The organism is Pseudomonas sp. FW306-02-D09B (assembly GCF_058782685.1).
Genome location: NZ_JBYSXY010000004.1, coordinates 313,677 through 340,220, shown reverse-complemented (window position 1 = coordinate 340,220; position 26,544 = coordinate 313,677). Strand labels below are relative to the sequence as shown.

Sequence of the window (26,544 nt, the reverse complement as noted above, 5' to 3'; positions counted from 1 at the left end):
GTGGGAGCGGGCTTGCTCGCGAAGGCGGCTTAACATCCAATATTTACGTTGATTGACACACCGCCTTCGCGAGCAAGCCCGCTCCCACATTGGTTTGTGGTGGCCCTGCAATCAAGCTCGCGAAAATTTGACCCACGGGTTTACAATCGGTGCTCCTGATCAGGAGTAAGGCTGTGCTGACTCATCTCGATTCCCAAGGTCGCGCCAATATGGTCGACGTCACCGAAAAAGCCGTGACGTTCCGTGAAGCCACGGCCGAAGCGCTTGTGCGTATGCTCCCTGAAACCCTGCAAATGATTGTCAGCGGTGGTCACCCCAAAGGTGACGTGTTTGCCGTGGCGCGCATTGCCGGTATTCAGGCGGCGAAGAAAACCTCCGATTTGATCCCGCTGTGCCATCCGCTGATGCTCACCAGCGTCAAGGTCGAACTGAGTGCCGAAGGCCTCGATGCGGTGCGCATCGTCGCCCGCTGCAAACTGTCCGGACAGACCGGGGTTGAAATGGAAGCACTGACCGCGGCCAGTGTCGCCGCATTGACGATCTACGATATGTGCAAGGCCGTGGACCGAGGCATGGTCATCGAAACCGTGCGCCTGCTGGAGAAGCTCGGCGGTAAGAGCGGGCACTATCAGGTGGCCGATCAATGAAGCTGACCGTGAAGTTTTTTGCCCGTTACCGCGAGGCGCTGGGTGTTGATTCGTTGAGCGTCGAAGGTGAATTCTCTTCGGTCGACGATGTGCGTTTGCTGCTGGCGCAACGCGAGGGCGCCGAGGTGCTGAGCGAGCAGAACCTGATGTGTGCGCGTAATGAAGACTTGTGCCAGCTCGACGAACCGCTCGTCGATGGCGATGAAGTGGCGTTTTTCCCCACCGTTACCGGAGGCTGATCGATGGCGATTCGCGTGCAGTCCACGGCGTTCGACCCTGGTGCTGAAGTCAATGCGATGCATGCGGCGAATGTCGGTGTCGGTGCGGTGGTGAGTTTTGTCGGTTATGTCCGCGACTTCAACGATGGGCTCGATGTGGCCGGGATGTTTCTTGAGCACTACCCGGGCATGACCGAAAAGGCCCTCGGCAAGATTGTCGTCGAGGCCGAGCAACGCTGGCCGTTGCTCAAACTGGAAGTGCTGCATCGCGTCGGCGCATTGGAGCCGGGCGAACCGATCGTCTTCGTCGGTGCGGCGAGTGCCCATCGCCAGGCGGCATTCGACGCCTGCGCCTTTGTCATGGACTACCTGAAAACCCGCGCACCGTTCTGGAAAAAAGAAACCACCAACGACGGCCCGCGCTGGGTGGAAGGGCGTGATAGTGATCATGCGGCGGCTGATCGCTGGAAGAAGTGAGCATCCGTTGTTTCTTCGTTGACGGTTAGTCCGTCTTCGTCGGATTGCCGCCCGGAGCAAGCCCGCTCCCACAGTGAATCTTCGTCGTCCACAAAGTTTGTGTCTGATGGAGATCAACTGTGGGAGCGGGCTTGCTCGCGAAAGGGCCATCAGCTTCGTTGCACCTCTCCCTGATTCATCTCAAATTCAGCGCCCGACCAGAGGCTGAAAGAACTGCGCACGCCCGATTGACGGAAAATACATAAAAGTCCAGTATGGAATTATAAGTACAAAAAAGGCGTTTCCCGTTTCACTTTCTTCTGTCTTGCCAAACCAACAACAACCCGCGAGAAAACGAACATGAAGAAGCTCCCCCTGATCGGTGGCCTGGCCCTGAGCCTGTTGGCGTGCAGCAGTCTGTTTGCCGCCGAGAAAACCCTGCGCATTGGTATCGAAGCGGCGTATCCGCCGTTTGCCTCCAAGACTTCGGATGGAAAAATCACCGGTTTCGACTACGACATCGGCAACGCGTTGTGCGCCCAGATGAAGGTCAAGTGCGAGTGGGTCGAGGGCGAGTTCGATGGTTTGATTCCTTCGCTCAAGGTGAAGAAAATCGACGCTGCGCTGTCGTCCATGACCATTAACGAAGACCGTAAAAAGTCGGTGGACTTCACCCACAAGTACTACTTCACCTCATCGCGGCTGGTGATGAAAGACGGTGCGGTGGTTGATGACCAGTACGCAAGCCTCAAGGGCAAGGCCATTGGTGTGCAACGGGCAACCACCACCGACCGTTACGCCACGGAAGTCTTCGAACCCAAGGGCATCAAGGTGGCGCGCTACAGCAACAATGAGGAGATCTACATGGACCTGGCCGCCGGGCGTCTGGATGCCATTTTCGCCGATACCATTCCGCTGAGCGACTTCCTGTCGATGCCACGCGGCAAGGGCTACGCCTTTGTCGGGCCGGAGCTCAAGGACCCGAAATATGTGGGTGAGGGCGCCGGGATTGCGGTGCGCAAGGGCAACACCGAATTGGTTAGCCAACTGAACAATGCCATCGATGGGATTCGCGCCAATGGCGAATACCAGAAGATTGAAGCCAAGTACTTCAAGTCGGATATCTACGGCGATTGATTGATCTGTGGCGAGGGAGCTTGCTCCCGCTGGGGCGCGAAGCGGCCCTGAACTCAGGCAGTGCGCTTTGTCAGGTACAAAGCGTTTGCCGGCTTCACGACTGCTTCGCAGCCGAGCGGGAGCAAGCTCCCTCGCCACATGGCTAATCTCAGCCTTTCAACTCTTTCAAATGCTTGTACACCGTCGCCCGTCCCATGTTCAGCACGTTGGCTACATAGTTGGAGGCGCTTTTGCCTTTGAAGGCGCCTTCGGCATGCAACGCCAGCACCAGCTCGCGTTTGTGCTCGCGAGTCAGCATATTCAGCCCCAATTGCCGCTCTCGCAGCCAGTTATGCAGGAAGGTGTTGATGCGCTCCTGCCAGTCATCGCGAAACAGTGCGTCAGGTTGCGGGATCAACTTGCTCGGTGAGAGAAACAGATCCAGCGCGGCCTTGGCGTTTTCAAACAGCGAAATATTCAGGTTGATGCACAGCACGGCAATCGGACGCCCTTCACTGTCGCGCAGCACGCTGCTGAGGCTGCGGATCTTTTGCCCATCCCAATTGAGCTTTTCGTACGGTCCGATATTCCGCTCGCTGACTTCTTCGCTGAGCATGTCTTCCAGTGCGGCATCGTCACCGACTTCACGTTTGGACAGGTTGTTGGCGATGTAGTCGATTTTCTGCGTGCGCAGGTCGTGCAGCACCACCTCGGCGTGGGGGAAAAACAGCGTGGCAATGGCGTCGGCGATCGCCCGGTAGTTATCCAGTGCGGGATCTTGAAGAGGTGGGGTCATGGGTGTTGCTCCAGGCAATCAGCGCCCTGTAGAAAAAGGGCGCTGGGAGTTTGCCGTAATCGGGGGCAGACGTCACCCCGCAGGCAGGTTCAGCCAAGGCGGGAAGGGGAGAGCATCGCGGCGCTGAGGCCAAAGCGACTGAGCTCTTCCGGCAAGGCTTCGCCACGAACCAACGCGGCACTGGCCTGGCCCATGGCGGGCGAGGTTTGAATGCCGTAACCGCCCTGCGCAGCGACCCAGAATAGCCCCGGTACATGCGGATCGAAGCCGCTGATCAGATCACCGTCGCCGACAAAACTGCGTAAACCCGCCCAGGTGCGGGTTGGTCGACGGATGGTCAGGGTGGTGGCTTCTTCGATCTGGTAAATGCCCATGGCGATGTCCAGCTCTTCGGGCTGCACGTCATGCGGCTCGACCGGGTCGGCATTGGCCGGCGAACCGAGGAACATTCCGGCATCGGGCTTCATGTAGAACGATTCGTCGAGGCTGACCAGCATCGGCCAGTCGTGGATATCCACACCTTCGGGGCCGGCGAAGATGAAGGCTGCACGACGTTTGGGGACCAGGCCCAGAGGTTTGGCGCCGGCCATCTCACCGAGTTGGTCGGCCCAGGCGCCGGCCGCATTGATGATGATCGGTGCGCTGAAAGTCTGCTGGGCGGTTTTCACGTGCCAGAGATTGTCAGCATCGCGCGTCAGGCTCAGCACTTCGCTATCGGTGTGCACTTCGCCCTGGTTGCGGCGGATGCCGCGCAGGTAGCCTTGATGCAGGGCATCGGTGTCGATGTCCGTGGCGGTAGGGTCGTAGATCGCTCCGTGAACTTTCTCGCGACGCAGGATCGGGATGCGGGCACAGGCTTCTTCGGCGCTGAGCAGTTGCATCTGCGGCACGGTCGCCTTGGCGCTCAGGTACTGATTGTTCAACTCGTCCGGGTCGCCAGTGAAGTCGACCGTCATCTCGCCACGCGGGGTCAGCAGCGGGTGTTCGCAAAAACCAGCGGGCGGCGCATCGAAGAAGTCCCGGCTGGCCTGGGTCAGTGCGCGCACTTGCGGCGTACCGTAAGCGGCGGAGTACAAAGCGGCCGATCGCCCGGTGGAGTGATAGGCCGGGTGGGTTTCGCGTTCGAGCACGATTACCCGACCGTGTTGCGACAGCCAAAAACCGCTGGAAGCACCGGCGATACCACCGCCGATGATGATGAAGTCTGCCTGGGTCATGAACGTCTCCTGATGGGCGTAAATGCCAATGGTATAGATGCCCCTGTAGGAGCAGCCAAAGGGGGGGTGTTACTTCAGCAAATGGTAAAGGGCATTGGCCAGAGCGATGTCTTCCAGACCCAGACCGATGGAACGGAAGAATACATGGCGATCATAAGCCGGACGTGGCGTCTGTTCGCTCAGCAGTTCGGCCAGGTCGCCCGCAATCGCACTTTTGTCCCAGCCATGCTGTTCACTGGCAATCAGCATTTCGCCGGCGGAGTCCGGAGTGGTCAGGCGATAGTCGCAATAGACCTGCATCTCGCTGAGTGTTGCAGGCGGCACCTCGTGGGCACGCACTGCGTTGGTACTGATGGAGGTAATCAGTGTCGGTTTGCTCAGGGTCCGTGGGTCGATGACGGGACCGGCAGAGGAGGTGCAGAGCATGATCACATCGGCGTCCTGGATCGCGGCTTCGCGGTTATCGAACACCTTCAGGCGCGAGTCGATGGCCGTCAGTTGTGCGAGCAATTGCGGATCCCGGTTCGCCAGATTCGGTGAATAAAGATTGATGCTTTGCCATTGCCGCACGCTCCTCGCGTAATGCAGGTGAGCCTGGGCGACCGGTCCGCTGCCGATGATTGCCAGGCGCGTGGCGTTCGGCAGGGCGAGTGCATCAATGGCGACAGCAGTGGTCGCGGCGGTGCGCGCGGTGGTCAGTTCACCAGCATCGCAGAGCAGCAACGGCTGGCCGGTGTGCATCGACATCAGCAGCGTCCAGGCAGTCACCAGCGGACCGTCCTGGCGCACGATGTAGGGCGAGGTTTTCACGCCGTATACACCGTCTTCGGCCAACACCCCGAGGTAGTTGATGAAGTCACCGGCGCCTTGCGGAAACTCCACCCATTGCTGGGCCGGTTGCACGGCCTGACCCGCGGCCAGATCGCGGAACAGCTTGCGCAGGATCTTCGGCACGTCGACTTGATCAAGCAGTTCGCGGGCCTGGGGTTTGGCGATCACATAAGGTGTGCTGGGCATGCGGATGCTCCGTGGATTCGCAAATAAACTAATTTGTCCATTCTGGACTTATTGTTCCGTTTGGCAATATCCAGGCGCAAAAAAAGCGCAGTCCGTTTCCGGCTGCGCTTTGTCGTTGCGACGCGAGTTTAAGGGCGTTTGCGTTCAACCGCTCGCAACAGATGAGTCGGCGGGGTTTCACAACTGATCTTGCGACCCAGCAACGCCTCGATGGACGGTAGCTGGTAGGAGTCGTCTTCACCGGCAAAGCTGATGGACACGCCCTCGGCGCCAGCACGACCGGTACGACCGATGCGGTGTACGTAATCGTCTGGCACTTCCGGCAGGGTGAAGTTGATCACGTGGCTGATACCGTCGATGTGAATCCCGCGACCGGCAACATCGGTGGCCACCAGCACGCGGATCTTGCCTTCGCGGAATCCTTCCAGGGTCTTGATGCGCTTGTGCTGCGGAACGTCACCCGACAGTTGGGCCGCGTTGACGCCGTCTCGCACCAGGCGTTCTTCGATGCGCCGCACTTCATCCTTGCGGTTGGCGAAGACCATCACCCGTTCCCAGCCGTTGTCGGTGATCAGGTTGTAGAGCAGCTTGTATTTATCGGCGCCGGCAACGGCGTAGATGTGCTGTTCGACGTTTTCGCTGGCAACGTTCTCGGATTCGATCTCAACGATGGACGGGTCGGTGGTCCATTGCTTGGCCAGGTTCATCACGTCTTCGGTGAAGGTGGCGGAGAACAGCAGGGTCTGACGTTCGCTTTTCGGTGGGGTCTGGCGAATGATCTGACGCACTTGAGGGATGAAACCCATGTCGAGCATCCGGTCGGCTTCGTCGAGCACCATCACTTCAATCATGTCCAGGTGCACGTCGCCGCGCTGGTTGAAGTCCAGCAGGCGGCCCGGGGTCGCGACGAGGATGTCGCAGTGGCGGGCCTCGAGGTGCTTGAGTTGCTTGTCGAAGTCCATGCCGCCAACGAAGGTCATGACGTTGAGACCGGTGTACTTGGTCAGGTCGGCCGCATCCTTGGCGATCTGCACCACCAGTTCACGGGTCGGTGCAATGATCAGCGCCCGTGGCTCGCCCATGTAGCGCTCTTTTGGCGGCGGGGTTTGCAGCAGTTGGGTGATGATCGAGATCAGGAATGCGGCGGTTTTGCCGGTGCCGGTCTGAGCGCGACCGATGGCGTCTTTGCCGGCCAGGGTAAAACCCAATACTTGCGCCTGGATCGGTGTGCAGTACGGGAAACCCAGGTCCTGGATGGCGTGCATCAGTTCCGGGGCCAACTTGAAATCATGGAAACGGGTTTTGCCTTCCTGGGGTTCAACGACGAAATCTTCGAGTTTCCAGGCGACTACGGGCGGTTTCGGCGCACGTTCGCGGCGCGGTTGCGCAGGTTTTGGCGTCTCGCTACGCGGTTTTTCCGCAACAGGCTCGGTGGCCGGTGTGTTCGCGGGCGTATGTTTCGGTGCCGCGACAGCTACGGTCCGGCCAGGCTGATGACCGTCGGTGCGGCTGCTGGGTGTGTGGGAAGGTGCGCTGGAGCTGGGCGCGAGCTGCTCAGCCTCGCTTTTACCGAACATTTTCTTGAGTGCTTTGAGCACGGTCATCTCATCAATTGGTTAAGGAATGTACGCCGGCCAGTGTAATGCAAGAAACCGGCGCGGCGTAGTGTGTTGCTCATACAGCTACAGGAAGTTTCTGTATTAGCGCAAGCGATCCGCGAGCCAGACGCCAACATCACGAATTTCTTCGGGTAACACTTCGTGACCCATTGGGTATTCCTGCCATGTCGCGGTGACACCACGGGTCTTCAAATGCTCGTACGCACTGCGTCCCATGGAGTTCTGCACGACATCGTCGTATTGGCCATGCAGGCACAGCACCGGGATCCGCTGTTGGCTGGCTGAAAGCTCCAGTTCATCGCTGAATGTCGGCGCATAGGTCGAGAGGGCCAGTACGCCACCCAGCGGTCCCTGCCATTTCAGGAAAGCGCTGTGCAGCACGACGGCGCCGCCTTGGGAAAACCCTGCAAGAAATATCCGCGAGGCGTCTATTCCGCTGGCTCGCTGCTCTTCAATCAGCGTTATGACAGTTTGGGCCGACACCTCCAGCTCTTCGTGATTGATGCTCCGGGCGGGGCTCATGGCCTTGATGTCGTACCAGCTCGGCATCTCGTAACCACCGTTGATGGTCACCGCGCGGGTCGGCGCCTGGGGCAGGACGAAGCGGGTAGTCAACAGGCTTTCCTGCAGGGCTTCGGCCACCGGCAGGAAGTCATAGCGGTCGGCGCCCAGGCCGTGCAGCCATATAACGCAGGCATCGACAGGCTTGCTGGGCTGAAGAATCAAGGGCTCGGTCATGGTTGCTCCATTGTGGTGCGCGTACTCCCGGGCAGTGCGAGAAGATAGGGCGCGACTGGTTTGTTGGTTAATAAAATGTCGTGATTCTATAAGTTTTTCTATTGATCCATGGCTGAAACGCTTAAGCCACAACTATGGTACGGGCCTTGCTATGGGGAAGACGAAGTGATTGCTCTCAGCCACGGCGGTAACACTATCAGTCACTGTCGGCTGTGGGATAGCAAGAATCCGGTGATGGATGTTCGCCAGTGGCCGCTACGGGCTTCGCGAACGTAAAAGGGCTACAGCCCGTTCGGCCGATTGGTGAGAAGTGAGTTTTCCATTATGTGGATTTTCTCCTACTAGACTCATAGCTAAGGTCTTACGCCGCTTGACCCAAAGAAATGCCAACACGGGTTAACAGCGCCTCATAAGGGTGCGGCAGGACTCAAGCTCCGACACAACAAGAGCAAAACTGGAGGTTTGAATGAAGATGTTGAAATCCACCCTGGCAGTCGTGACTGCGGCCGCAGTACTCGGTGTCAGTGGGTTCGCTCAGGCGGGTGCAACCCTGGATGCGGTGCAGAAGAAAGGCTTTGTGCAATGTGGCGTGAGCGACGGTTTGCCAGGTTTTTCGGTTCCGGACTCCACCGGCAAGATCGTCGGTATCGATGCTGATTACTGCCGCGCCGTTGCCGCTGCCGTATTCGGCGACGCGACCAAGGTGAAATTCAGCCAGTTGAATGCCAAGGAGCGTTTCACCGCGCTTCAATCCGGCGAAATCGACATGCTGTCGCGTAACTCCACCATGACCAGTTCCCGTGACGCGGGCATGGGCCTGAAGTTTCCTGGCTTCATTACTTATTACGACGGCGTAGGCTTCCTGGCCAACAGCAAGCTGGGCGTGAAAAGTGCCAAGGAACTGGATGGTGCGACCATCTGTATTCAAGCCGGTACCACCACCGAGCTGAACGTGTCCGACTACTTCCGTGCCAACGGCCTGAAGTACACCCCGATTACTTTCGACACCTCCGATGAAAGCGCCAAGTCGCTGGAATCCGGTCGTTGCGACGTGCTGACCTCCGACAAGTCCCAGTTGTATGCACAGCGCAGCAAACTGGCTTCGCCTAAAGATTACGTAGTTCTGCCGGAAACCATCTCCAAAGAGCCTCTGGGTCCAGTCGTGCGTAACGGCGACGATGAGTGGCTGGCGATCGTTCGTTGGGTTGGCTACGCCATGCTCAACGCCGAAGAGGCCGGTATCACCTCGAAAAACGTCGAGGCTGAAGCCAAGTCGACCAAGAACCCGGACGTTGCCCGTCTGCTGGGCACTGACGGTGAGTACGGTAAAGATCTGAAGCTGCCGAAAGACTGGGTGGTGAAAATCGTCAAGCAGGTCGGTAACTACGGCGAAGTCTTCGAGAAAAACCTCGGCAAGAGCACTCCGCTGGAAATCGACCGTGGCCTGAATGCGCTGTGGACCAACGGCGGCATTCAATACGCACCACCAGTGCGCTGATGGTTCTATCACCCGGTGGGCCAACCACCGGGTGATGTTCTGTTCCATTATTTCTGGGGCACTTCATGCAAAATTCAATCGGCGCACCAAAGCAGAGGCTCAGCCTCAGCGATCCGCGAGTGCGTGCGTGGCTGTTTCAGATCATCACGATTGTCGCGGTGATCTCGATGGGTTGGTACCTGTTCAACAACACTCAAACCAACTTGCAACACCGGGGCATTACCTCCGGTTTCAGCTTTCTGGAGCGCAGCGCCGGGTTCGGTATCGCGCAACACCTGATTGACTACACCGAATCGGACAGCTATGCCCGGGTGTTTGTCATCGGCTTGCTCAACACCTTGCTGGTGACCTTTATCGGCGTGATCCTGGCGACGATTCTGGGGTTCATCGTTGGCGTGGCACGGCTGTCGAAGAACTGGATCATCAACAAGCTGGCAACAGTTTACGTTGAGACTTTCCGTAACATTCCGCCGCTGCTGCAAATCCTGTTCTGGTACTTTGCGGTGTTCCTGACCATGCCAGGGCCACGCAATAGCCATAACTTCGCCGACACCTTCTTTGTCAGCAGCCGCGGCCTGAACATGCCGGCCGCGCAGATGGCCAACGGGTTCTGGGCGTTTGTGATCAGCATCGTGGTGGCGATCGTCGCCATCGTGCTGATGTGCCGTTGGGCCAACAAGCGTTTTGAAGCGACCGGCGTGCCGTTCCACAAGTTCTGGGTCGGCCTGGCACTGTTTCTGCTGATTCCAGCCTTGTGCGCGCTGATCTTCGGTGTGCCACTGCATTGGGAAATGCCGAAGCTGCAAGGCTTCAACTTTGTCGGCGGCTGGGTGCTGATTCCGGAACTGCTGGCCCTGACCCTGGCCCTGACGGTGTACACCGCGGCGTTCATCGCCGAGATCGTGCGTTCCGGGATCAACTCGGTCAGCCACGGTCAGACCGAAGCGGCACGTTCGCTGGGGCTGCGCAACGGCCCAACCCTGCGCAAGGTCATCATCCCGCAAGCCCTGCGGGTGATCATTCCGCCGCTGACCAGCCAATACCTGAACCTGGCGAAGAACTCCTCGCTGGCCGCCGGTATCGGTTACCCGGAAATGGTTTCGCTGTTTGCCGGCACGGTGCTGAACCAGACCGGGCAAGCGATCGAAGTCATCGCCATCACCATGAGCGTGTACCTGGCGATCAGTATCAGCATTTCCCTGCTGATGAACTGGTACAACAAGCGCATTGCGCTGATCGAGCGGTGAGGAAAAGCGCATGACGACTCATATTTTCAAACCTGACATGCCACCGCCAGGCACCAGAATCGGTATCCTGGCGTGGATGCGCGAGCACATGTTTTCCAGTTGGATCAACACGCTGCTCACGCTGTTCGCGTTCTACCTGATTTATCTGGTAGTGCCGCCGATCCTGCACTGGGCGATACTGGATGCCAACTGGGTGGGCACCACGCGCGCCGACTGCACCAAGGAAGGCGCTTGCTGGGTGTTCATTCAGCAGCGTTTTGGCCAGTTCATGTACGGGTATTACCCGCCCGAACTGCGCTGGCGTGTCGACCTGACCGTGTGGTTGGCGGTCATTGGCGTGGCACCGTTGTTCATCTCGCGCTTCCCGCGTAAAGCGGTGTACGGGCTGAGCTTTCTGGTGCTCTATCCGATCGTTGCCTACATCCTGCTGCACGGTGACATTCTTGGCCTGACCAACGTTGCGACCAGCCAATGGGGCGGCCTGATGCTGACCCTGGTGATCGCCACGGTCGGTATTGTCGGTGCGTTGCCGCTGGGGATCATGCTGGCGCTGGGGCGTCGCTCGAACTTGCCGGCGATTCGCGTGGTCTGCGTGACCTTCATCGAGTTCTGGCGCGGCGTGCCGTTGATCACGGTGCTGTTCATGTCCTCGGTGATGCTGCCGTTGTTCCTGCCAGAAGGCATGAACTTCGACAAGTTGCTGCGGGCCTTGATCGGGGTGATCCTGTTCCAGTCGGCCTACGTGGCCGAAGTGGTGCGCGGTGGTCTGCAAGCGATACCCAAAGGTCAGTACGAAGCCGCAGCCGCGATGGGGCTCGGTTACTGGCGCAGCATGGGCCTGGTGATTCTGCCGCAAGCCCTGAAGCTGGTGATTCCGGGCATCGTCAACACCTTCATTGCGCTGTTCAAGGACACGAGCCTGGTGATCATCATCGGCCTGTTCGACTTGCTCAACAGCGTCAAACAAGCCGCCGCCGACCCGAAATGGCTGGGCATGGCCACTGAAGGTTATGTATTCGCGGCCCTGGTGTTCTGGATTTTCTGTTTTGGTATGTCCCGCTATTCCATGCATTTGGAACGCAAGCTGGACACTGGCCACAAGCGTTAGGAGTTTTGTGATGAGTGAAGCGATCAAACAGCCTGTGAGCCCTGAAGGCATTATTCAGATGCAGGGCGTGAACAAGTGGTACGGCCAGTTCCACGTATTGAAAGACATCAACCTGAACGTCAAGCAAGGCGAGCGTATCGTTCTGTGCGGGCCGTCCGGTTCGGGCAAGTCGACCACCATTCGCTGTCTCAACCGTCTGGAAGAGCACCAGCAGGGCCGCATCGTGGTCGATGGCGTGGAACTGACCAACGACCTGAAACAGATCGAAGCGATTCGTCGCGAAGTCGGCATGGTGTTCCAGCACTTCAACCTGTTCCCGCACCTGACCATCCTGCAGAACTGCACGCTGGCACCGATGTGGGTGCGCAAGATGCCCAAGCGCAAGGCGGAAGAAATTGCCATGCATTACCTGGAACGCGTACGCATTCCAGAGCAGGCGCACAAGTATCCGGGGCAATTGTCCGGTGGTCAGCAACAGCGTGTGGCGATTGCCCGCGCGCTGTGCATGAAGCCGAAAATCATGCTGTTCGACGAACCGACTTCGGCACTCGATCCAGAGATGGTGAAAGAGGTTCTGGACACCATGATCGGTTTGGCCGAAGACGGCATGACCATGCTCTGCGTGACCCACGAAATGGGCTTCGCCCGGACCGTGGCCAACCGCGTGATCTTCATGGACAAGGGCGAAATCGTCGAACAGGCTGCGCCGAACGACTTCTTCGACAATCCGCAGAACGAACGCACCAAGCTGTTCCTGAGCCAGATCCTGCATTGATCGAAGCCAGGCAGTGAAATAAACCCGGACCTGTTCCGGGTTTATTTTTGTCCGGGGTTTAAGGCGTGGTAACACCTTCGTGTTCTTGATCCTTTATTTCCAGACGTTGGCGCAGATCCAGGCCTTCGTTCAGCGATTGCACTTCAGCCATCAGGTGAGGGTGACGATCAAGCAGACGCATCAGCATGAACAGCGGTTGAGGAGGAGCGATTTCGCCACGCTCGTAGCGGGAAAATGCATTGTGCCCACCGCCCGACAGCAATTTCACTGCCTCTTTTTGCGTAAGGTGCAGTTTGCGGCGGATGCGTTTCATCTCGGCTGCCATGAGCTGCCGGGAGTCCTCGAGCAATTGATCACTCGCATCGGAGTAACGTTCTGCACTGCCGTCGTCGAATTCGATTTCACTACAGGCCTGGCATTCCCATCCGGAAATGTCGTGCACCTGACGCGTCAACTGTCTGAAGTCGATGGTGAAGCTTCGCCCGTCGAAATGCTGCATCCCGTCCTGGGTACCGCAGCTGAAGCATTGCCGTGTTTTCATGTGTCTCTCTCCTTGAAGGAGATTACCGGCGGACCACCGCCTGGGCGGTAGGTCACCTTGAGGTAAATCTCCCTATCACGAATTTTTGCGTGGTACACGTCCTGCCAGATCTGATAGTCCGCGTAAGTTGTCATGGATTTGTAGAACATCCTCTGCTCCAGGGCGCAGACGATCTGCTGCATCTGGGCAAGACTCAAATCGAGCCTTCGGCCTCCTTCCCGTGCACTACCGGTAAACGCTTTGGAACCTAGCCTGACAACCTCCGCCTTGACCGCGGACAGGTCGTAATGAGGTGTGTTCTTTTCCATAAGACACCTAGCACCTTGAGATATAAATTACCCTTTAAGGGTAATTTTGACAATCGAAAATTCCACTCCCTTTCCTGCCCCCTAACCCTAGGAGCTTGTCCTCTCGGACGAAGCTGACTAACATGTCAGAAAATTCATCCTATGATTGGATGAAAGGGCGAATTCAATGACAGACACATCCCCACTGGTGAAGCGTTCTCTGGTCGATCAGGCCCTTGAGCAGTTGCGCCTGCGCATCAACAACGGCACCTGGTCAGTCGGTCAGCGCCTGCCCACTGAACCTGAACTGGCGACCGAGCTGGGTATCAGCCGCAACACCGTGCGCGAAGCCATGCGGGTGTTGGCGTTTTCCGGGTTGATCGAGATCCGGCAGGGCGACGGCAGTTACCTGCGGGCGGTCGTCGACCCGCTCGACACGATGAAAGCCTTGTCCCGTTGCTCCCACGAGCAGGCCCGGGAAACCCGACACATCCTCGAGGTCGAGGCCATCGGTCTGGCGGCGTTGCGTCGTACCGATGAAGACCTCATCGCACTGCGTGAAGCCCTGGGGGTCAGCGGCAGTCACTACCACGGCGATCTCGATAGCTACATTGCCTGCGACCTGGTGTTCCACCGGCGTTTGGTGGACGCCGCGCATAACCCGACGCTCAGCGAGTTGTATCGCTATTTCTCCAGCATCATCGGCGCGCAATTGCGTCAGACCCTCAACATCACTCCCAGACGTCAGGAGGTGTTCGATCTGCATATCGAACTGCTCGATGCCGTCGAGCAGCGCGATCCGGAACGGGCCAAAGCCATTTCCAGGCAGTTGATCAATGAACCTTGAAACCGAGAACCTCATGTCCAGCCAGCAGGCGAATACCAGCAGCACGACCCAACTCAAACGCACGGCTGAGCTCGAAGAGCTATTGATCGATGCCGAGGCCGATGACGAACAGGTCCAGCAAAGCCATTCGGTTTTACGTCGCCCGTGGTTGTTGTTGCTGGGGCTGATTCTGGTGGCGCTGAACCTGCGCCCGGCGCTGTCGAGCATGGCGCCGCTGCTCAGCGAGGTGTCGAAAAGCCTCGGGCTGTCGGCGGCCCAGGCCGGTTTGCTGACCACCTTGCCGGTGCTTTGCCTTGGGCTGTTCGCGCCGCTGGCACCGCTGCTGGCGCGGCGCTTTGGCGCCGAGCGAGTGGTGCTGGGGATTTTGCTGGCGCTGGCTGGCGGGATCATTCTGCGCAGTTCGTTCGGTGAAGTCGGGCTGTTTGCCGGCAGCATTCTGGCCGGCGCGAGCATTGGCGTAATCGGTGTGCTGCTGCCGGGCATCGTCAAGCGTGATTTTGCCAAACACGCGGGCACCATGACCGGCGTTTACACCATGGCCCTGTGCCTTGGCGCGGCCATGGCGGCCGGTGCGACGGTGCCTTTGAGCCAGCATTTCGACGAAAGCTGGGCGCTGGGCCTGGGCTTCTGGGTGATCCCGGCGCTGGTCGCGGCGATGTTCTGGTTGCCGCAAGTTGGCCAGAAACACGGCGCGCACAATGTGGCGTATCGGGTGCGCGGTTTGCTGCGTGATCCGCTGGCCTGGCAAGTGACCCTTTACATGGGCCTGCAATCCTCGCTGGCCTACATTGTCTTCGGTTGGTTGCCTTCGATCCTGATCGGCCGCGGCCTGACCCCGACCCAAGCCGGGCTGGTGCTGTCCGGTTCGGTGATCATCCAGTTGGCCAGCTCATTGGCCGCGCCATGGCTGGCGACTCGCGGTAAAGATCAGCGACTGGCGATCGTCGTCGTCATGCTCCTGACCCTCGGCGGTCTGTTCGGCTGCCTCTATGCGCCGATCGAAGGCCTGTGGGGCTGGGCGATTCTGCTCGGACTGGGGCAGGGCGGTACGTTCAGCCTGGCGCTGACCCTGATCGTGCTGCGTTCGCGCGATGCCCATGTGGCGGCCAACCTGTCGAGCATGGCCCAGGGGTTCGGCTATACGTTGGCCTCAATGGGACCTTTTGCGGTCGGTTTGGTACATGACTGGACCGGCGGCTGGACCGCGCTGGGCTGGATCTTCGGGGTTATTGGCCTCGGCGCGATCATCGCCGGTCTCGGTGCCGGGCGTTCGCTGTACGTACAGGTCGAAAGCGAACGCGTTTGAAGCCTGCGCAGTGCCGATATTCCTGATGCGAATGTCGGTAGTTTTCCCAGCATTGGCAGATTATCGTGCAGGGATCTTTCGAAGCCGTTTTTGCCAATGCAGGGAGCCTGCCCATGAGTGATGCCAACCGCGCCTTGATCACCCAGTTCTATCAAGCCTTCCAGCGGCTGGATGCCGAGGCCATGAGCGCCTGCTACACCGACGACGTGGTGTTCAGTGATCCGGCGTTCGGCGAACTGCGTGGGCGCGATGCCGGCGACATGTGGCGCATGCTCACGACTCGCGCCAAAGACTTTTCCCTGACCTTCGATAACGTCCGCGCCGATGAGCGTACGGGCGGTGCGCATTGGGTGGCGACCTACCTGTTCAGCCAGACCGGCAACACGGTGGTCAACGACATTCAGGCGCGATTTGTTTTCCGTGACGGCAAGATCTGCGAGCACCACGACCATTTCGATCTGTGGCGCTGGTCGCGTCAGGCATTGGGTTTCAAAGGTCTGTTGCTGGGCTGGACACCATTGGTGGGCAACGCTGTGCGCGCGCAGGCCTTGAAAGGCTTGAAGGCGTTCCAGGCCAGTCGCTGATAAGATCGCGGCTTGTTTCCTACAAGCCTTGATCGTCACGTGAACACCTTGAGCGAAGTCTCCGTCAGCGACCTTGCAACCCCACCCGCGCAGAGCAAACCCTGGTTCGTCTATCTGGTTCGTGCGGCCAACGGTTCGCTGTACTGCGGGATCAGTGACGACCCTGTCCGGCGTTTTGCCACTCATCAAAGTGGCAAGGGGGCGCGTTTCTTCCTCTCAAGCCCGGCTGTTGCCTTGGTGTACACCGAAGTCTGCCGCGATAAAAGCGAAGCACTACGTCAGGAACGCCTGATCAAAAAACTCAAGAAAAGCGCCAAGGAGTGCCTGGTGGCGAGCGCTGCCGCGGGCTTATCAATCTGACTGATAAGTGCCCATCAGGCAGATGGGTAGGCCGCTATTCGATTGCGCGCTAAGCTGCTGACATCTAACACCAGCGGCGGGCCCAGCATGCCAGAGTTGATTCTTCACCATTACCCAACTTCCCCCTTTGCGGAGAAAACCCGACTGTTGCTCGGTTTCAAAGGCTTGTCCTGGCGTTCCGTGATGATCCCGCGAATGATGCCAAAACCCGATTTGACCGCACTGACCGGTGGTTACCGCAAGACCCCAGTGTTGCAGATTGGCGCCGATATCTACTGCGACACAGCGTTGATTGCCCGCCGTCTGGAACAGGAAAAGGCTTCGCCTGCATTGTTCCCGGAAGGTCGGGAGATGATCACTGCGAGCTTTGCCGCCTGGGCTGATTCGGTGGTGTTTCAGCATGCGGTGAGCCTGGTGTTCCAGCCAGAATCGGTGGCGGTGCGTTTTGCCAAGTTGTCTCCAGAAGCGATCAAGGCATTTGTCGCTGACCGTGCCGGGTTGTTCAGCGGTGGCAGCGCTACGCGGTTGTCGGCCGAGCAGGCCAGGCATCAATGGCCGACGATCATGGCGCGGCTTGAGCAGCAATTGCAGCGCGAGGACGGTGATTACCTGTTTGGTGAACCTTCGATTGCCGACTTCGCCATGGCTCACCCGTTGTGGTTCCTCAAGGACACACCGGTGACGGCACCGTTGGTCGATGTTTATCCGGCGGTGTCGGCATGGCTGGTTCGGGTCATGGGCTTCGGGCATGGTGCATTCAGCGAAATGACCTCTGAAGAGGCGCTGGAGGTTTCGCGTCATTCAACACCAGCGGCTTTGCCGGATGAGCAGTTCGATGAACCCAACGGCTTCAAGGCCGGCCAGCAAGTAGTCATTGCGGCGACTGACTATGGCGTTGATCCGGTCGTAGGTGAGTTGCTGTTTGCAGGGCGCGAAGAACTGATCCTGCGCCGCGAAGATGAGCGGGGCGGGCTGGTGCATGTGCACTTCCCGCGGTTTGGCTTTCGCATCGAGGCACGCTGACGAGACATGAATTGCGAATGGGCATTTGTGGCGAGGGGGCTTGTCGGAACGCCGCACCGCCACGTTCGGCTGCACCGCAGTCGTAAATCCTGCGAGCGCGGTTTACCCATTGAAATGCTGGGGGCGCTTCGCGACCCAACGGGGGCAAGCCCCCTCGCCACAGGGATTGTGCTAGCTCGGGTGGGTTATTTCAGGGCAGTGAGGATCGCCTCAGGCTCATAACCGCGAATCAATGTGCCGTTCACGTCCAGCATCGGAATCCCGCGTCCACCCAGCGCTTCATAAGTCTTGCGTGCTTCGGCATCTTTCTCGATGTCGAATTCGCGGTAAGGAATGCCTTTCTGGTCGAGAAAGCGCCGGGTCAGTTTGCAGTAACCGCACCAGTCGGTGGCGTAGAGCACGACCCTGGCATTGGCCTGGGTCTGCTCGGACACCACTTGCGAAGGATTGAACACCCGCTCGATCTTGCCCCAGTTCTGGTAGGCCACAACCACCAGCAGGATCAGCAGGAATTTCTTCAGTACGCCGTTCAGCATCAGTTGCGGCGCTTCAGCTGATCGGTCAGCTGGGTCGGCAGCCCCTTGATGATCAGCGTGCCGGCTTCTTCGTCGTATTCGATCTTCGAGCCCAGCAGGTGCGCTTCGAAGCTGATGGACAGGCCTTCGGCGCGACCGGTGAAGCGGCGGAACTGATTCAGGGTGCGTTTGTCTGCCGGGATCTCTGGCGACAGGCCGTAATCCTTGTTGCGGATGTGATCGTAGAAAGCTTTCGGGCGTTCTTCGTCGATCAGCTCGGACAACTCTTCGAGGCCCATCGGTTCGCCGAGTTTTGCCTGGCTGCTGGCGTAGTCGACCAGGGTCTTGGTCTTCTCGCGGGCGGACTCTTCCGGCAGGTCTTCGCTTTCGACGAAGTCACTGAACGCCTTGAGCAGGGTGCGGGTTTCGCCCGGACCGTCGACGCCTTCCTGGCAGCCGATGAAGTCGCGGAAATACTCCGAAACCTTCTTGCCGTTCTTGCCCTTGATGAACGAAATGTACTGCTTGGACTGCTTGTTGTTCTGCCACTCGGACACGTTGATTCGCGCTGCCAAGTGCAACTGGCCAAGATCCAGGTGGCGGGACGGCGTCACGTCGAGCTGGTCAGTCACCGCCACGCCTTCGCTGTGGTGCAGCAGTGCGATAGCCAGGTAGTCGGTCATGCCTTGCTGATAGTGCGCAAACAGCACGTGGCCGCCGGTCGACAGGTTGGATTCTTCCATCAACTTTTGCAGGTGTTCCACGGCAACGCGACTGAACGCCGTGAAGTCCTTGCCGCCGTCGAGGTATTCCTTCAGCCAGCCGCTGAACGGGTGCGCGCCGGACTCGGCATGGAACAAACCCCAGGCCTTGCCTTGTTTGGCGTTATAGCTTTCGTTGAGGTCGGCGAGCATATTCTCGATGGCCGTGGACTCAGCAAGTTCGGAGTCGCGGGCGTGGAGAACTGCAGGAGTGCCGTCGGGTTTTTTGTCGATCAGGTGGACGATGCAATGACGGATCGGCATGGGCTTCTCGGCTGATTGAAGAGAGGAGGGCGTGCTCCCCTAAAAAAGTGCCCAGTGTACCGCACCTGCTGGTTTTGGCGGTGCTTGAAGGGTGTTCGAGGCGTGTCTGACCGGGCTTATGCGCTTTTTTCCGGATTTAGAGCAATAAAGCTGACCAAATGGGTAGGTAGAGGCGGATATTTCCCCGTCTCTGTGCTAGTTTTGCCCGGTCTTACGCGAAGTCACTGCGTTAAGCGTGCATTCAGCATTTGTCAGGTCGAACCAAACCCTGATTTCGGCATCTATAACCCCGACCCGTCGGTGTTGTAGCCGAGGGTGCCAGATCCAGAAGATCGGGCTCGATGGCTGACACTGCACTCTGCAATCCATATGAATTTGATAGGGAAGGAACACCACATGGCTCTTACTAAAGACCAACTGATCGCCGATATCGCTGAAGCTATCGACGCGCCAAAAACCACCGCGCGTAACGCTCTGGACCAACTGGGCCAAATCGTTGCTGATCAACTGGAAAACGGCGGCGAAATCACTCTGCCAGGTATCGGCAAGCTGAAAGTGACCGAGCGTCCTGCCCGTACCGGCCGCAACCCTTCGACTGGCGCTGCCATCGAAATCGCTGCCAAGAAAGTTATCAAGCTGGTCGTGGCTAAAGGCCTGACTGACGCTGTTAACAAGTAAGACCGCAGTAAAAAAAACCGTGCGCCGGGACAACCCGGGCACGGTTTTTTTGTATCCGCTATTCAGCAAATGCTGCAAGCCAATGTGGGAGCGAGCAAGCGAACGTCGCCCGGCCCTCCCCACAGTTGATCTGCGTTGGTCAGTTACTCAGCTCTTGCGAACCCAGCGTTCGCGCCAGACCTGCTGTTCGGATTTAGTCTGGAAGGTCCAGGCGACAAAACGGCTTTGCTTCTGCCCCTGAGACATTTCCACGACCTGGCTCTCCAGTACGCCGGCCTTTTTCAGTGCGGTCTGGATGGCAGGCAGGTTTGAGGCTTTCGAGACCAGAGTGCTGAACCACAGCACTTTGTGCTGGAAGTGCGCGCTCTCGGCAATCAGTTGCGTCACAAACCGTGCTTCGCCACCTTCACACCACAGTTCGGCCGATTGGCCACCAAAGTTCAGCACCGGCAGCTTGCGCTTCGGGTCGGCGCGGCCCAGTGCGCGCCATTTACGCTCGCTGCCCTTGGTAGCCTCGTCCATCGAGGCGTGGAACGGCGGGTTGCACATGGTCAGGTCAAAGCGTTCACCGGGTTCGAGCAGGCCCAGCAAAATGTGCTTGGGATTGCTTTGCTGGCGCAACTGAATGGCTTTGTTCAACCCATTGGACTGCACGATGGCTTTGGCGGCGGCCACGGCGGTCGGGTCGATTTCCGAGCCGAGGAAGTGCCAGCGATAGTCGCTGTAGCCGATCAACGGATAGACGCAGTTGGCGCCCATGCCGATATCGAGCACCTTGACCGGTGCGCCGCGCGGGATTTCGCCGTCGTTGACGCTGGCCAGCAAGTCAGCCAGGAAGTGCACATAGTCGGCACGCCCCGGCACTGGCGGGCACAGGTAATCGGCTGGAATATCCCAATGGGCAATGCCGTAGAACGACTTGAGCAGTGCCCGGTTGAACACCCGCACCGCATCCGGGCTGGCGAAGTCGATGCTCTCTTTGCCGTAGGGATTGATGATCACGAACTTCGCCAGCTCAGGTGTGGTCTTGATCAGCGCCGGGAAGTCGTAGCGACCCTGGTGGCGGTTGCGTGGATGCAGGCTGGCCTTCTCGCGCGGCTCGACGGCTTTGGCCGGGGTCGCGGGTTTTGGCTTTTGGCGCGCAGGTCTTGGTGTGCGGGGGGCGTTCATGGGCGAGGTCGATTCGGGTATGGCTAAAAGTGACGGGCATTGTCCCACAGACGATGGTCGCGCGGGGATCCCGTAGGAGCAAGGCTTGCCCGCGAGAATCGCGATGCGGTGTAACAGATGCACCGCGTTATCGTTCATCGCGGGCAAGCCTTGCTCCTACAAGAAAGCGGAGTTTCGGTGTTTTGGGACAATGAAAATAAAAAAGGGAGACCACTCGGGTCTCCCTCTTTCAGTACGATTTACCGTTACAAACTGGCAATCCGCGCATGCTGCTCGGCCAGTCTGCCCAGAGCCTGTTCGGCTTCGGCCAGTTTGGCGCGTTCTTTCTCGATAACGTCGGCCGGGGCCTTGTCAACGAAACCGGCGTTGGACAGCTTGCCGCCGACACGCTGTACTTCACCTTGCAGGCGCTGGATTTCCTTGTCCAGACGCGCCAGTTCGGCGTTTTTGTCGATCAGGCCGGCCATCGGCACCAGCACTTCCATTTCTCCCACCAGCGCGGTGGCAGACAGTGGTGCTTCTTCGCCTGCTGCCAACACGGTGATCGACTCGAGCTTGGCCAGCTTCTTCAGCAGGACTTCGTTCTCGGTGAGGCGACGCTGGTCTTCGGCATTGACGTTCTTCAGGAACAACGGCAGTGGCTTGCCCGGGCCGATGTTCATCTCGCCACGAATGTTACGCGTGCCGAGCATCAGGCCCTTGAGCCATTCGATATCGTCTTCGGCGGCCTGATCGATGCGTGCCTCAACGGCCACTGGCCAAGGTTGCAGCATGATCGTCTTGCCTTGAACACCGGCCAGCGGCGTAATGCGCTGCCAGATTTCTTCGGTGATGAACGGCATGAACGGGTGAGCCAGACGCAAGGCGACTTCCAGCACGCGGACCAGCGTGCGGCGGGTGCCGCGTTGACGCTCTACGGCTGCGTTTTCGTCCCACAGCACCGGCTTGGAGAGTTCCAGGTACCAGTCGCAATACTGGTTCCAGATAAACTCGTACAAGGCTTGTGCCGCCAGGTCGAAACGGAACTGGTCGAGTTGGCGGGTCACTTCGGCTTCGGTGCGTTGCAGCTGCGAAATGATCCAGCGATCCGCCAGCGACAGCTCGTAGGCCTCGCCGTTCTGGCCGCAGTCTTCGCCCTTGTCCAGCACGTAGCGCGCAGCGTTCCAGATCTTGTTGCAGAAGTTGCGATAGCCTTCGACGCGGCCCATGTCGAACTTGATGTCGCGACCGGTCGAGGCCAGCGAGCAGAAGGTGAAGCGCAGGGCGTCAGTGCCATAACTGGCGATGCCGTCGGCGAACTCGTCGCGGGTCTGCTTCTCGATCTTCTTCGCCAGTTTCGGCTGCATCAGGCCCGAGGTGCGTTTCTGCACCAATTCTTCCAGCTCGATGCCGTCGATGATGTCCAGCGGGTCCAGGACGTTGCCCTTGGACTTGGACATCTTCTGGCCCTGGCCATCACGCACCAGACCATGCACATACACAGTCTTGAACGGAACCTGAGGCGTGCCATCTTCGTTTTTCACCAAATGCATGGTGAGCATGATCATCCGGGCAACCCAGAAGAAAATGATGTCGAAGCCGGTCACCAGCACGTCGGTGGAGTGGAACTTCTTCAGGAATTCAGTTTGCTGCGGCCAGCCGAGGGTGGAGAACGTCCACAGGCCCGAGCTGAACCAGGTGTCGAGCACGTCGTTGTCCTGTTGCAGCGCAACGTCCGGGCCGAGGTTGTGCTTGGCACGCACTTCGGCTTCGTCGCGACCGACGTAGACTTTGCCCGACTCGTCATACCAGGCCGGAATCCGGTGGCCCCACCACAGCTGACGGCTGATGCACCAGTCCTGGATGTCGCGCATCCACGAGAAGTACATGTTTTCGTACTGCTTGGGCACGAACTGGATGCGGCCGTCTTCAACGGCAGCAATCGCAGGCTCGGCCAGCGGTTTGGTGGAAACGTACCATTGGTCGGTCAGCCACGGCTCGATGATGGTGCCGGAGCGGTCGCCTTTCGGTACTTTCAGCGCGTGATCGTCGACGCTGACCAGCAGGCCGGCGGCTTCGAACGCGGCAACGATTTCCTTGCGGGCCTGGAAACGGTTGAGGCCGGCGTATTCGGCGGGCAGCGTGCCGTCGATCTCTTCGTTGACGCTGCCATCGAGGTTGAAGACCTGGGCTGCTGGCAGCACCTCGGCGTTCTTGTCGAAGATGTTCAGCAGCGGCAGGTTGTGGCGCTTGCCGACTTCGTAGTCATTGAAATCGTGGGCCGGGGTGATTTTCACGCAGCCGGTGCCGAATTCAGGGTCGCAGTAATCGTCCGCGATGATCGGGATGCGGCGGCCAACCAGTGGCAACACGACAAATTTGCCGATCAGGGCTTTGTAGCGTTCATCGTTCGGGTTAACCGCCACGGCAGCATCGCCGAGCATGGTTTCCGGGCGAGTGGTCGCGACGATCAGGTAATCGTTGCCTTCAGCGGTCTTGGCGCCGTCGGCCAGCGGGTACTTCAGGTTCCACAGGAAACCTTTTTCGTCGTGGTTTTCCACTTCGAGGTCGGAAATCGCCGTGTGCAGCTTGGTGTCCCAGTTGACCAGACGCTTGCCGCGGTAGATCAGACCGTCTTCGTGCAGGCGCACGAAGGCTTCCTTGACCGCTTCCGAGAGGCCGTCGTCCATGGTGAAGCGCTCGCGGCTCCAGTCGACAGACGAGCCGAGGCGGCGGATTTGACGGCTGATGTTGCCGCCGGACTCATCCTTCCACTCCCAGACTTTCTCGAGGAATTTTTCACGGCCCAGATCGTGGCGATTCTGACCCTTGGCTTCGAGTTGACGCTCCACCAGCATTTGCGTGGCGATACCGGCGTGGTCGGTGCCCGGCTGCCACAGGGTGTTGCGACCCTGCATGCGGCGGAAACGGATCAGGGCGTCCATGATCGCGTTGTTGAATCCGTGACCCATGTGCAGGCTGCCGGTGACGTTCGGCGGCGGGATCATGATGGTGTAGGACTCGCCCGCGCCTTGCGGGGCGAAGTAATTCTCTGACTCCCAGGTGTTGTACCAGGAAGTTTCAATGGCGTGCGGCTGGTAGGTCTTATCCATGCGCGGCGGGACCCTATTGGCATTTATTCAGGAAAAGCCGGGAAGTATAGCGGGGATGTTCCCGTGCGCGTAGAGCGAGGTGATGGCGGGTGCCTGAAAATTGTGCAATGAGGTGAGATTTTTATCGGCAATGATGACGCCATCGCGGGCAAGCCTTGCTCCTACGGGCAGTAGGAACCTGTAGGAGTAAGGCTTGCCCGCGATGGTCGCGCCGCAGTTTCAGGATTCGTACTGGCTGAGCAACCGCTCCATCCGTGCATCCAGCCGACGCTTGATCTCGGTTTCGATGTGCGGGGCGAAGTCGTCGATCACGTCTTGCATGATCAATTGCGCGGCGGCGCGCAGTTCGTCGTTCAGGTGCAGCATGACATCGGCGCCTTGCTGGACAGATGAGGTCGGAGCCGGAGCTGGAGCCGCGACAGGCGCAGGCGCGGGTGTCGGTGGTGGGGCAGGTGGTTCGATGATTTCAGCCTGCGGTTTGCCGCCGACCTGATCGAACAACATCGGAATCTGGCCTTCATCACTGACTTGCTCGACGGTGTCGGTCAGCAGCGGTGGTTGCAGGTTGTCATCGCCGAGCAACTGGCGGATCGACTCGAGGTCGTCCAGCAGGTGTGCGGACTTTTGCAGCTGGTTTGACGTGTCCATCATGTGCTCAGAGTCGCTGTAAACGGTGATCTTGCAGAGGATAGCCCTGTTCGCGGTAGAAACGGAAACTCTCCCGCGCGGCCTGACGAATAGCCGGGTCTTCAACCACCACTTCGGCCACACGGGCAAAGCGCTGGGCAAAAGACGGGACTTTGAGGTCAAGATTGACCAGCAAGTCCTGGTGTTGTCCTGGATCGTCTCCCAGACCAAGCACCACTAAACCGTCCGGTTCGTTTTCGGCGGGGCCGTGAGGCACGAAGCTTTCGCCTTTGAACGCCCACAGGCGTGCATCGAGATCGTCGCGTTGGGCGGCATCGCTGCAATTCAGGTAGATGCGGTGGCCCATGCGCCAGGCTTTTTCGGTGAGCTTGCAGGCAAAATCCAGCCGCGCTGAAGGATCGGCGCTGGGCAGGATATAGAAGTCGACTTTGGTCATTGCGGTTCCTGATGCCTGCGCGGCGTCATCCGCGGATGACGCCGTTCAGGATCTTCAGTTTCAGGCTTTGGCGCGGTCCAGCAGGTATTGGGTCAGCAATGGAACCGGACGGCCAGTGGCGCCCTTGTCCTTGCCGCCGCTGGTCCAGGCCGTGCCGGCGATGTCCAGGTGCGCCCACTTCAGGTTCTTGGTGAAGCGCGACAGGAAGCAGGCCGCCGTGATGGTGCCGGCTTTCGGGCCGCCGATGTTGGCGATGTCGGCGAACGGGCTGTCCAGCTGTTCCTGGTACTCATCGAACAGCGGCAGTTGCCAGGCGCGGTCGTCAGCCTGTTGGCCTGCGCTCAGCAGTTGGCCGATCAGTTCGTCGTTGTTGCCCAGCAGGCCCGAGGTGTGGGCGCCGAGGGCGACGACGCAGGCACCGGTCAGGGTCGCGATGTCGATCACTGCCTGTGGCTTGAAGCGTTCGGCGTAGGTCAGGGCGTCGCACAGCACCAGGCGGCCTTCGGCGTCGGTGTTGAGGATTTCCACGGTCTGGCCGCTCATGGTGGTGACGATGTCGCCAGGACGGGTCGCGCCGCCGCTTGGCATGTTCTCGGCGCAGGCCAGGATGCACACCAGGTTGATTGGCAGTTTCAATTCGAGCACAGCGTGCAGGGTGCCGAAGACGCTGGCCGAGCCGCCCATGTCGTACTTCATTTCATCCATGCCGGCACCCGGCTTGAGGCTGATGCCGCCGGTGTCGAAGGTGATGCCCTTGCCGACCAGCACGTAAGGCTTCTCGGATTTCTTGGCGCCGTGGTATTGCATGACGATCAGGCGTGGCGGTTGATCGCTACCCTGGCCCACGGCGTAGAACGCGCCCATGCCCAGTTCCTTGATCTTCTTCTCATCGAGGATCTCGACCTTCAGGCCCTTGTTGGCCTTGCCCAGGCTCTTGGCCTGTTCGGCGAGGAAGCTTGGATGGCAGATGTTCGGCGGCAGGTTGCCCAGGTCACGGGTGAAGGACATGCCGTTGGCGATTGCAGTGGCGTGAGTCACGGCGCGCTCGACTTCAGCCTGTGCGGCCTTGATGGTCAGCAGGGTGATTTTCTTCAGGGCGCGCGGATCAGCCTTCTGGCTCTTGAACTGCTCGAAGGTGTATTCGCCGTCGACCAGGGTCTCGGCCAGCAGGCGGGTCTTGCCGTAGCTGTCACGCCCTTTGACCGCGACTTCGTCCAGCGCCAGAGCGGCTTCGCTGCCACCCAGGCCTTTGAGGGTGTTCAGTACGCCGGCGATGATTTTGCGGAATGGACGGTCGCCCAGTTCGGCGTCTTTACCCACGCCGACCAGCAACACGCGTTCGGCCTTGAGGTTTGGCAGGCTGTGCAGCAACAGGCTCTGACCCACTTTACCGGCCAGATCGCCGCGTTTGAGGACTGCGCTGATCGCGCCGCCGCAGAGCTCGTCGAGCTGCTTGGCGACCGTGCCGAGTTTGCGGTCTTCGCCGACGGCGACCACCAGAGTGGCGGTTTTCAACGTTTCTGGGCTAACGCTTTTTACAACCAGTTCCATGTCCGGGTCCCTGAATAAATGGTCAAAGT

28 protein-coding genes are annotated in these 26,544 nt (G+C 59.1%); 14 read left to right on the top strand and 14 right to left on the bottom strand.

Annotated elements, in window-relative coordinates; translation table 11 throughout:
• The first annotated feature begins 173 nt into the window (after nucleotides 1-173).
• The 4 genes from moaC to AC3WK5_RS10075 all read left to right on the top strand — a co-directional run bounded on the left by moaC (nucleotide 174) and on the right by AC3WK5_RS10075 (nucleotide 2,458).
• Complete coding sequence (moaC, locus tag AC3WK5_RS10090) at nucleotides 174-647, top strand: cyclic pyranopterin monophosphate synthase MoaC (RefSeq protein ID WP_054593900.1); 474 nt, start codon at nucleotides 174-176, stop codon at nucleotides 645-647.
• On the top strand, nucleotides 644-886 hold the full coding sequence (locus AC3WK5_RS10085) for a MoaD/ThiS family protein (RefSeq protein WP_103315716.1): 243 nt from the start codon (nucleotides 644-646) through the stop codon (nucleotides 884-886). The genes moaC and AC3WK5_RS10085 overlap by 4 nt, the downstream gene beginning before the upstream one ends.
• A gap of 3 nt (nucleotides 887-889) precedes the next feature.
• The gene (gene moaE, locus AC3WK5_RS10080) at nucleotides 890-1,342 is read left to right on the top strand and encodes a molybdopterin synthase catalytic subunit MoaE (protein WP_103315715.1); all 453 of its coding nucleotides are present in this window, start codon (nucleotides 890-892) and stop codon (nucleotides 1,340-1,342) included.
• 339 nt (nucleotides 1,343-1,681) lie between these two features.
• Nucleotides 1,682-2,458 (top strand): ABC transporter substrate-binding protein, encoded by a 777-nt coding sequence (locus AC3WK5_RS10075; RefSeq protein ID WP_103315714.1) that lies wholly within the window; start codon nucleotides 1,682-1,684, stop codon nucleotides 2,456-2,458.
• Nucleotides 2,459-2,606: 148 nt separating this feature from the next.
• On the opposite strand, the gene AC3WK5_RS10070 is transcribed toward AC3WK5_RS10075, so the two are convergent.
• The 5 genes from AC3WK5_RS10070 to AC3WK5_RS10050 form a co-directional block, all read right to left on the bottom strand.
• The gene (locus AC3WK5_RS10070) at nucleotides 2,607-3,233 is read right to left on the bottom strand and encodes a helix-turn-helix transcriptional regulator (RefSeq protein WP_103315713.1); all 627 of its coding nucleotides are present in this window, start codon (nucleotides 3,231-3,233) and stop codon (nucleotides 2,607-2,609) included.
• An 89-nt stretch (nucleotides 3,234-3,322) separates the two neighbouring features.
• The gene (locus tag AC3WK5_RS10065) at nucleotides 3,323-4,450 is read right to left on the bottom strand and encodes an NAD(P)/FAD-dependent oxidoreductase (protein ID WP_103315712.1); all 1,128 of its coding nucleotides are present in this window, start codon (nucleotides 4,448-4,450) and stop codon (nucleotides 3,323-3,325) included.
• A gap of 69 nt (nucleotides 4,451-4,519) precedes the next feature.
• Complete coding sequence (locus AC3WK5_RS10060) at nucleotides 4,520-5,467, bottom strand: ornithine cyclodeaminase family protein (protein WP_103315711.1); 948 nt, start codon at nucleotides 5,465-5,467, stop codon at nucleotides 4,520-4,522.
• A 128-nt stretch (nucleotides 5,468-5,595) separates the two neighbouring features.
• Nucleotides 5,596-7,071, bottom strand: coding sequence for an ATP-dependent RNA helicase RhlB (rhlB, locus tag AC3WK5_RS10055; RefSeq protein WP_103315710.1), 1,476 nt, complete (start codon nucleotides 7,069-7,071; stop codon nucleotides 5,596-5,598).
• Between the two features lie 96 nt (nucleotides 7,072-7,167).
• Nucleotides 7,168-7,824, bottom strand: coding sequence for an alpha/beta hydrolase (locus AC3WK5_RS10050; protein ID WP_103315709.1), 657 nt, complete (start codon nucleotides 7,822-7,824; stop codon nucleotides 7,168-7,170).
• 466 nt (nucleotides 7,825-8,290) lie between these two features.
• Here AC3WK5_RS10050 and AC3WK5_RS10045 point away from each other — a divergent pair, with 466 nt between their 5' ends.
• From AC3WK5_RS10045 to AC3WK5_RS10030, 4 genes are all read left to right on the top strand, one after another.
• Nucleotides 8,291-9,322, top strand: coding sequence for an amino acid ABC transporter substrate-binding protein (locus AC3WK5_RS10045; RefSeq protein WP_019691964.1), 1,032 nt, complete (start codon nucleotides 8,291-8,293; stop codon nucleotides 9,320-9,322).
• 65 nt (nucleotides 9,323-9,387) lie between these two features.
• Nucleotides 9,388-10,569, top strand: coding sequence for an amino acid ABC transporter permease (locus AC3WK5_RS10040; RefSeq protein ID WP_054593891.1), 1,182 nt, complete (start codon nucleotides 9,388-9,390; stop codon nucleotides 10,567-10,569).
• A gap of 10 nt (nucleotides 10,570-10,579) precedes the next feature.
• On the top strand, nucleotides 10,580-11,677 hold the full coding sequence (locus AC3WK5_RS10035; protein ID WP_054593890.1) for an amino acid ABC transporter permease: 1,098 nt from the start codon (nucleotides 10,580-10,582) through the stop codon (nucleotides 11,675-11,677).
• A gap of 10 nt (nucleotides 11,678-11,687) precedes the next feature.
• On the top strand, nucleotides 11,688-12,452 hold the full coding sequence (locus AC3WK5_RS10030) for an amino acid ABC transporter ATP-binding protein (RefSeq protein WP_008053474.1): 765 nt from the start codon (nucleotides 11,688-11,690) through the stop codon (nucleotides 12,450-12,452).
• A 58-nt stretch (nucleotides 12,453-12,510) separates the two neighbouring features.
• On the opposite strand, the gene AC3WK5_RS10025 is transcribed toward AC3WK5_RS10030, so the two are convergent.
• Together AC3WK5_RS10025 and AC3WK5_RS10020 are read right to left on the bottom strand one after the other, a co-directional pair.
• On the bottom strand, nucleotides 12,511-12,993 hold the full coding sequence (locus tag AC3WK5_RS10025; protein WP_103315708.1) for a type II toxin-antitoxin system MqsA family antitoxin: 483 nt from the start codon (nucleotides 12,991-12,993) through the stop codon (nucleotides 12,511-12,513).
• Entirely contained in the window at nucleotides 12,990-13,301 is a 312-nt protein-coding gene (locus tag AC3WK5_RS10020) for a type II toxin-antitoxin system MqsR family toxin (RefSeq protein WP_103315707.1), read from the bottom strand. Before AC3WK5_RS10020 ends, AC3WK5_RS10025 begins: the two co-directional genes overlap by 4 nt.
• A 166-nt stretch (nucleotides 13,302-13,467) precedes the next feature.
• Here AC3WK5_RS10020 and AC3WK5_RS10015 point away from each other — a divergent pair, with 166 nt between their 5' ends.
• The 5 genes from AC3WK5_RS10015 (at nucleotide 13,468) to AC3WK5_RS09995 (ending at nucleotide 17,400) form a co-directional block, all read left to right on the top strand.
• The gene (locus AC3WK5_RS10015) at nucleotides 13,468-14,127 is read left to right on the top strand and encodes a FadR/GntR family transcriptional regulator (protein ID WP_103315706.1); all 660 of its coding nucleotides are present in this window, start codon (nucleotides 13,468-13,470) and stop codon (nucleotides 14,125-14,127) included.
• Complete coding sequence (locus AC3WK5_RS10010; protein WP_103315705.1) at nucleotides 14,117-15,433, top strand: CynX/NimT family MFS transporter; 1,317 nt, start codon at nucleotides 14,117-14,119, stop codon at nucleotides 15,431-15,433. The genes AC3WK5_RS10015 and AC3WK5_RS10010 overlap by 11 nt, the downstream gene beginning before the upstream one ends.
• Before the next feature lie 113 nt (nucleotides 15,434-15,546).
• The gene (locus AC3WK5_RS10005) at nucleotides 15,547-16,017 is read left to right on the top strand and encodes a nuclear transport factor 2 family protein (RefSeq protein WP_054593887.1); all 471 of its coding nucleotides are present in this window, start codon (nucleotides 15,547-15,549) and stop codon (nucleotides 16,015-16,017) included.
• A gap of 39 nt (nucleotides 16,018-16,056) precedes the next feature.
• Nucleotides 16,057-16,377 carry a GIY-YIG nuclease family protein gene (locus tag AC3WK5_RS10000; protein ID WP_103315704.1) on the top strand — a complete coding sequence of 107 codons (321 nt, stop codon included), beginning with the start codon at nucleotides 16,057-16,059 and terminating at the stop codon, nucleotides 16,375-16,377.
• Between the two features lie 87 nt (nucleotides 16,378-16,464).
• Entirely contained in the window at nucleotides 16,465-17,400 is a 936-nt protein-coding gene (locus tag AC3WK5_RS09995; RefSeq protein ID WP_103315703.1) for a glutathione S-transferase family protein, read from the top strand.
• A gap of 185 nt (nucleotides 17,401-17,585) precedes the next feature.
• Here AC3WK5_RS09995 and AC3WK5_RS09990 read toward each other — a convergent pair whose 3' ends face one another.
• Nucleotides 17,586-17,936, bottom strand: a complete 351-nt coding sequence (locus AC3WK5_RS09990) for a glutaredoxin family protein (RefSeq protein ID WP_054593884.1) — start codon at nucleotides 17,934-17,936, stop codon at nucleotides 17,586-17,588.
• Entirely contained in the window at nucleotides 17,936-18,940 is a 1,005-nt protein-coding gene (gene yejK / locus AC3WK5_RS09985; RefSeq protein WP_054593883.1) for a nucleoid-associated protein YejK, read from the bottom strand. Before yejK ends, AC3WK5_RS09990 begins: the two co-directional genes overlap by 1 nt.
• A 396-nt stretch (nucleotides 18,941-19,336) precedes the next feature.
• Here yejK and AC3WK5_RS09980 point away from each other — a divergent pair, with 396 nt between their 5' ends.
• Nucleotides 19,337-19,618: an HU family DNA-binding protein gene (locus tag AC3WK5_RS09980; RefSeq protein ID WP_007905514.1), complete on the top strand. Its 282-nt coding sequence runs from the start codon at nucleotides 19,337-19,339 to the stop codon at nucleotides 19,616-19,618.
• Between the two features lie 147 nt (nucleotides 19,619-19,765).
• On the opposite strand, the gene rlmF is transcribed toward AC3WK5_RS09980, so the two are convergent.
• From rlmF to AC3WK5_RS09955, 5 genes are all read right to left on the bottom strand, one after another.
• Complete coding sequence (rlmF, locus tag AC3WK5_RS09975) at nucleotides 19,766-20,788, bottom strand: 23S rRNA (adenine(1618)-N(6))-methyltransferase RlmF (RefSeq protein WP_054593882.1); 1,023 nt, start codon at nucleotides 20,786-20,788, stop codon at nucleotides 19,766-19,768.
• Between the two features lie 245 nt (nucleotides 20,789-21,033).
• Entirely contained in the window at nucleotides 21,034-23,880 is a 2,847-nt protein-coding gene (locus AC3WK5_RS09970; RefSeq protein WP_103315702.1) for a valine--tRNA ligase, read from the bottom strand.
• A gap of 219 nt (nucleotides 23,881-24,099) precedes the next feature.
• Nucleotides 24,100-24,528, bottom strand: a complete 429-nt coding sequence (locus AC3WK5_RS09965; RefSeq protein WP_103315701.1) for a DNA polymerase III subunit chi — start codon at nucleotides 24,526-24,528, stop codon at nucleotides 24,100-24,102.
• Between the two features lie 7 nt (nucleotides 24,529-24,535).
• Nucleotides 24,536-24,964: a DNA polymerase III subunit chi gene (locus AC3WK5_RS09960; protein WP_103315700.1), complete on the bottom strand. Its 429-nt coding sequence runs from the start codon at nucleotides 24,962-24,964 to the stop codon at nucleotides 24,536-24,538.
• A gap of 60 nt (nucleotides 24,965-25,024) precedes the next feature.
• Nucleotides 25,025-26,515 (bottom strand): leucyl aminopeptidase, encoded by a 1,491-nt coding sequence (locus tag AC3WK5_RS09955; RefSeq protein ID WP_103315699.1) that lies wholly within the window; start codon nucleotides 26,513-26,515, stop codon nucleotides 25,025-25,027.
• Nucleotides 26,516-26,544: the final 29 nt, after the last annotated feature.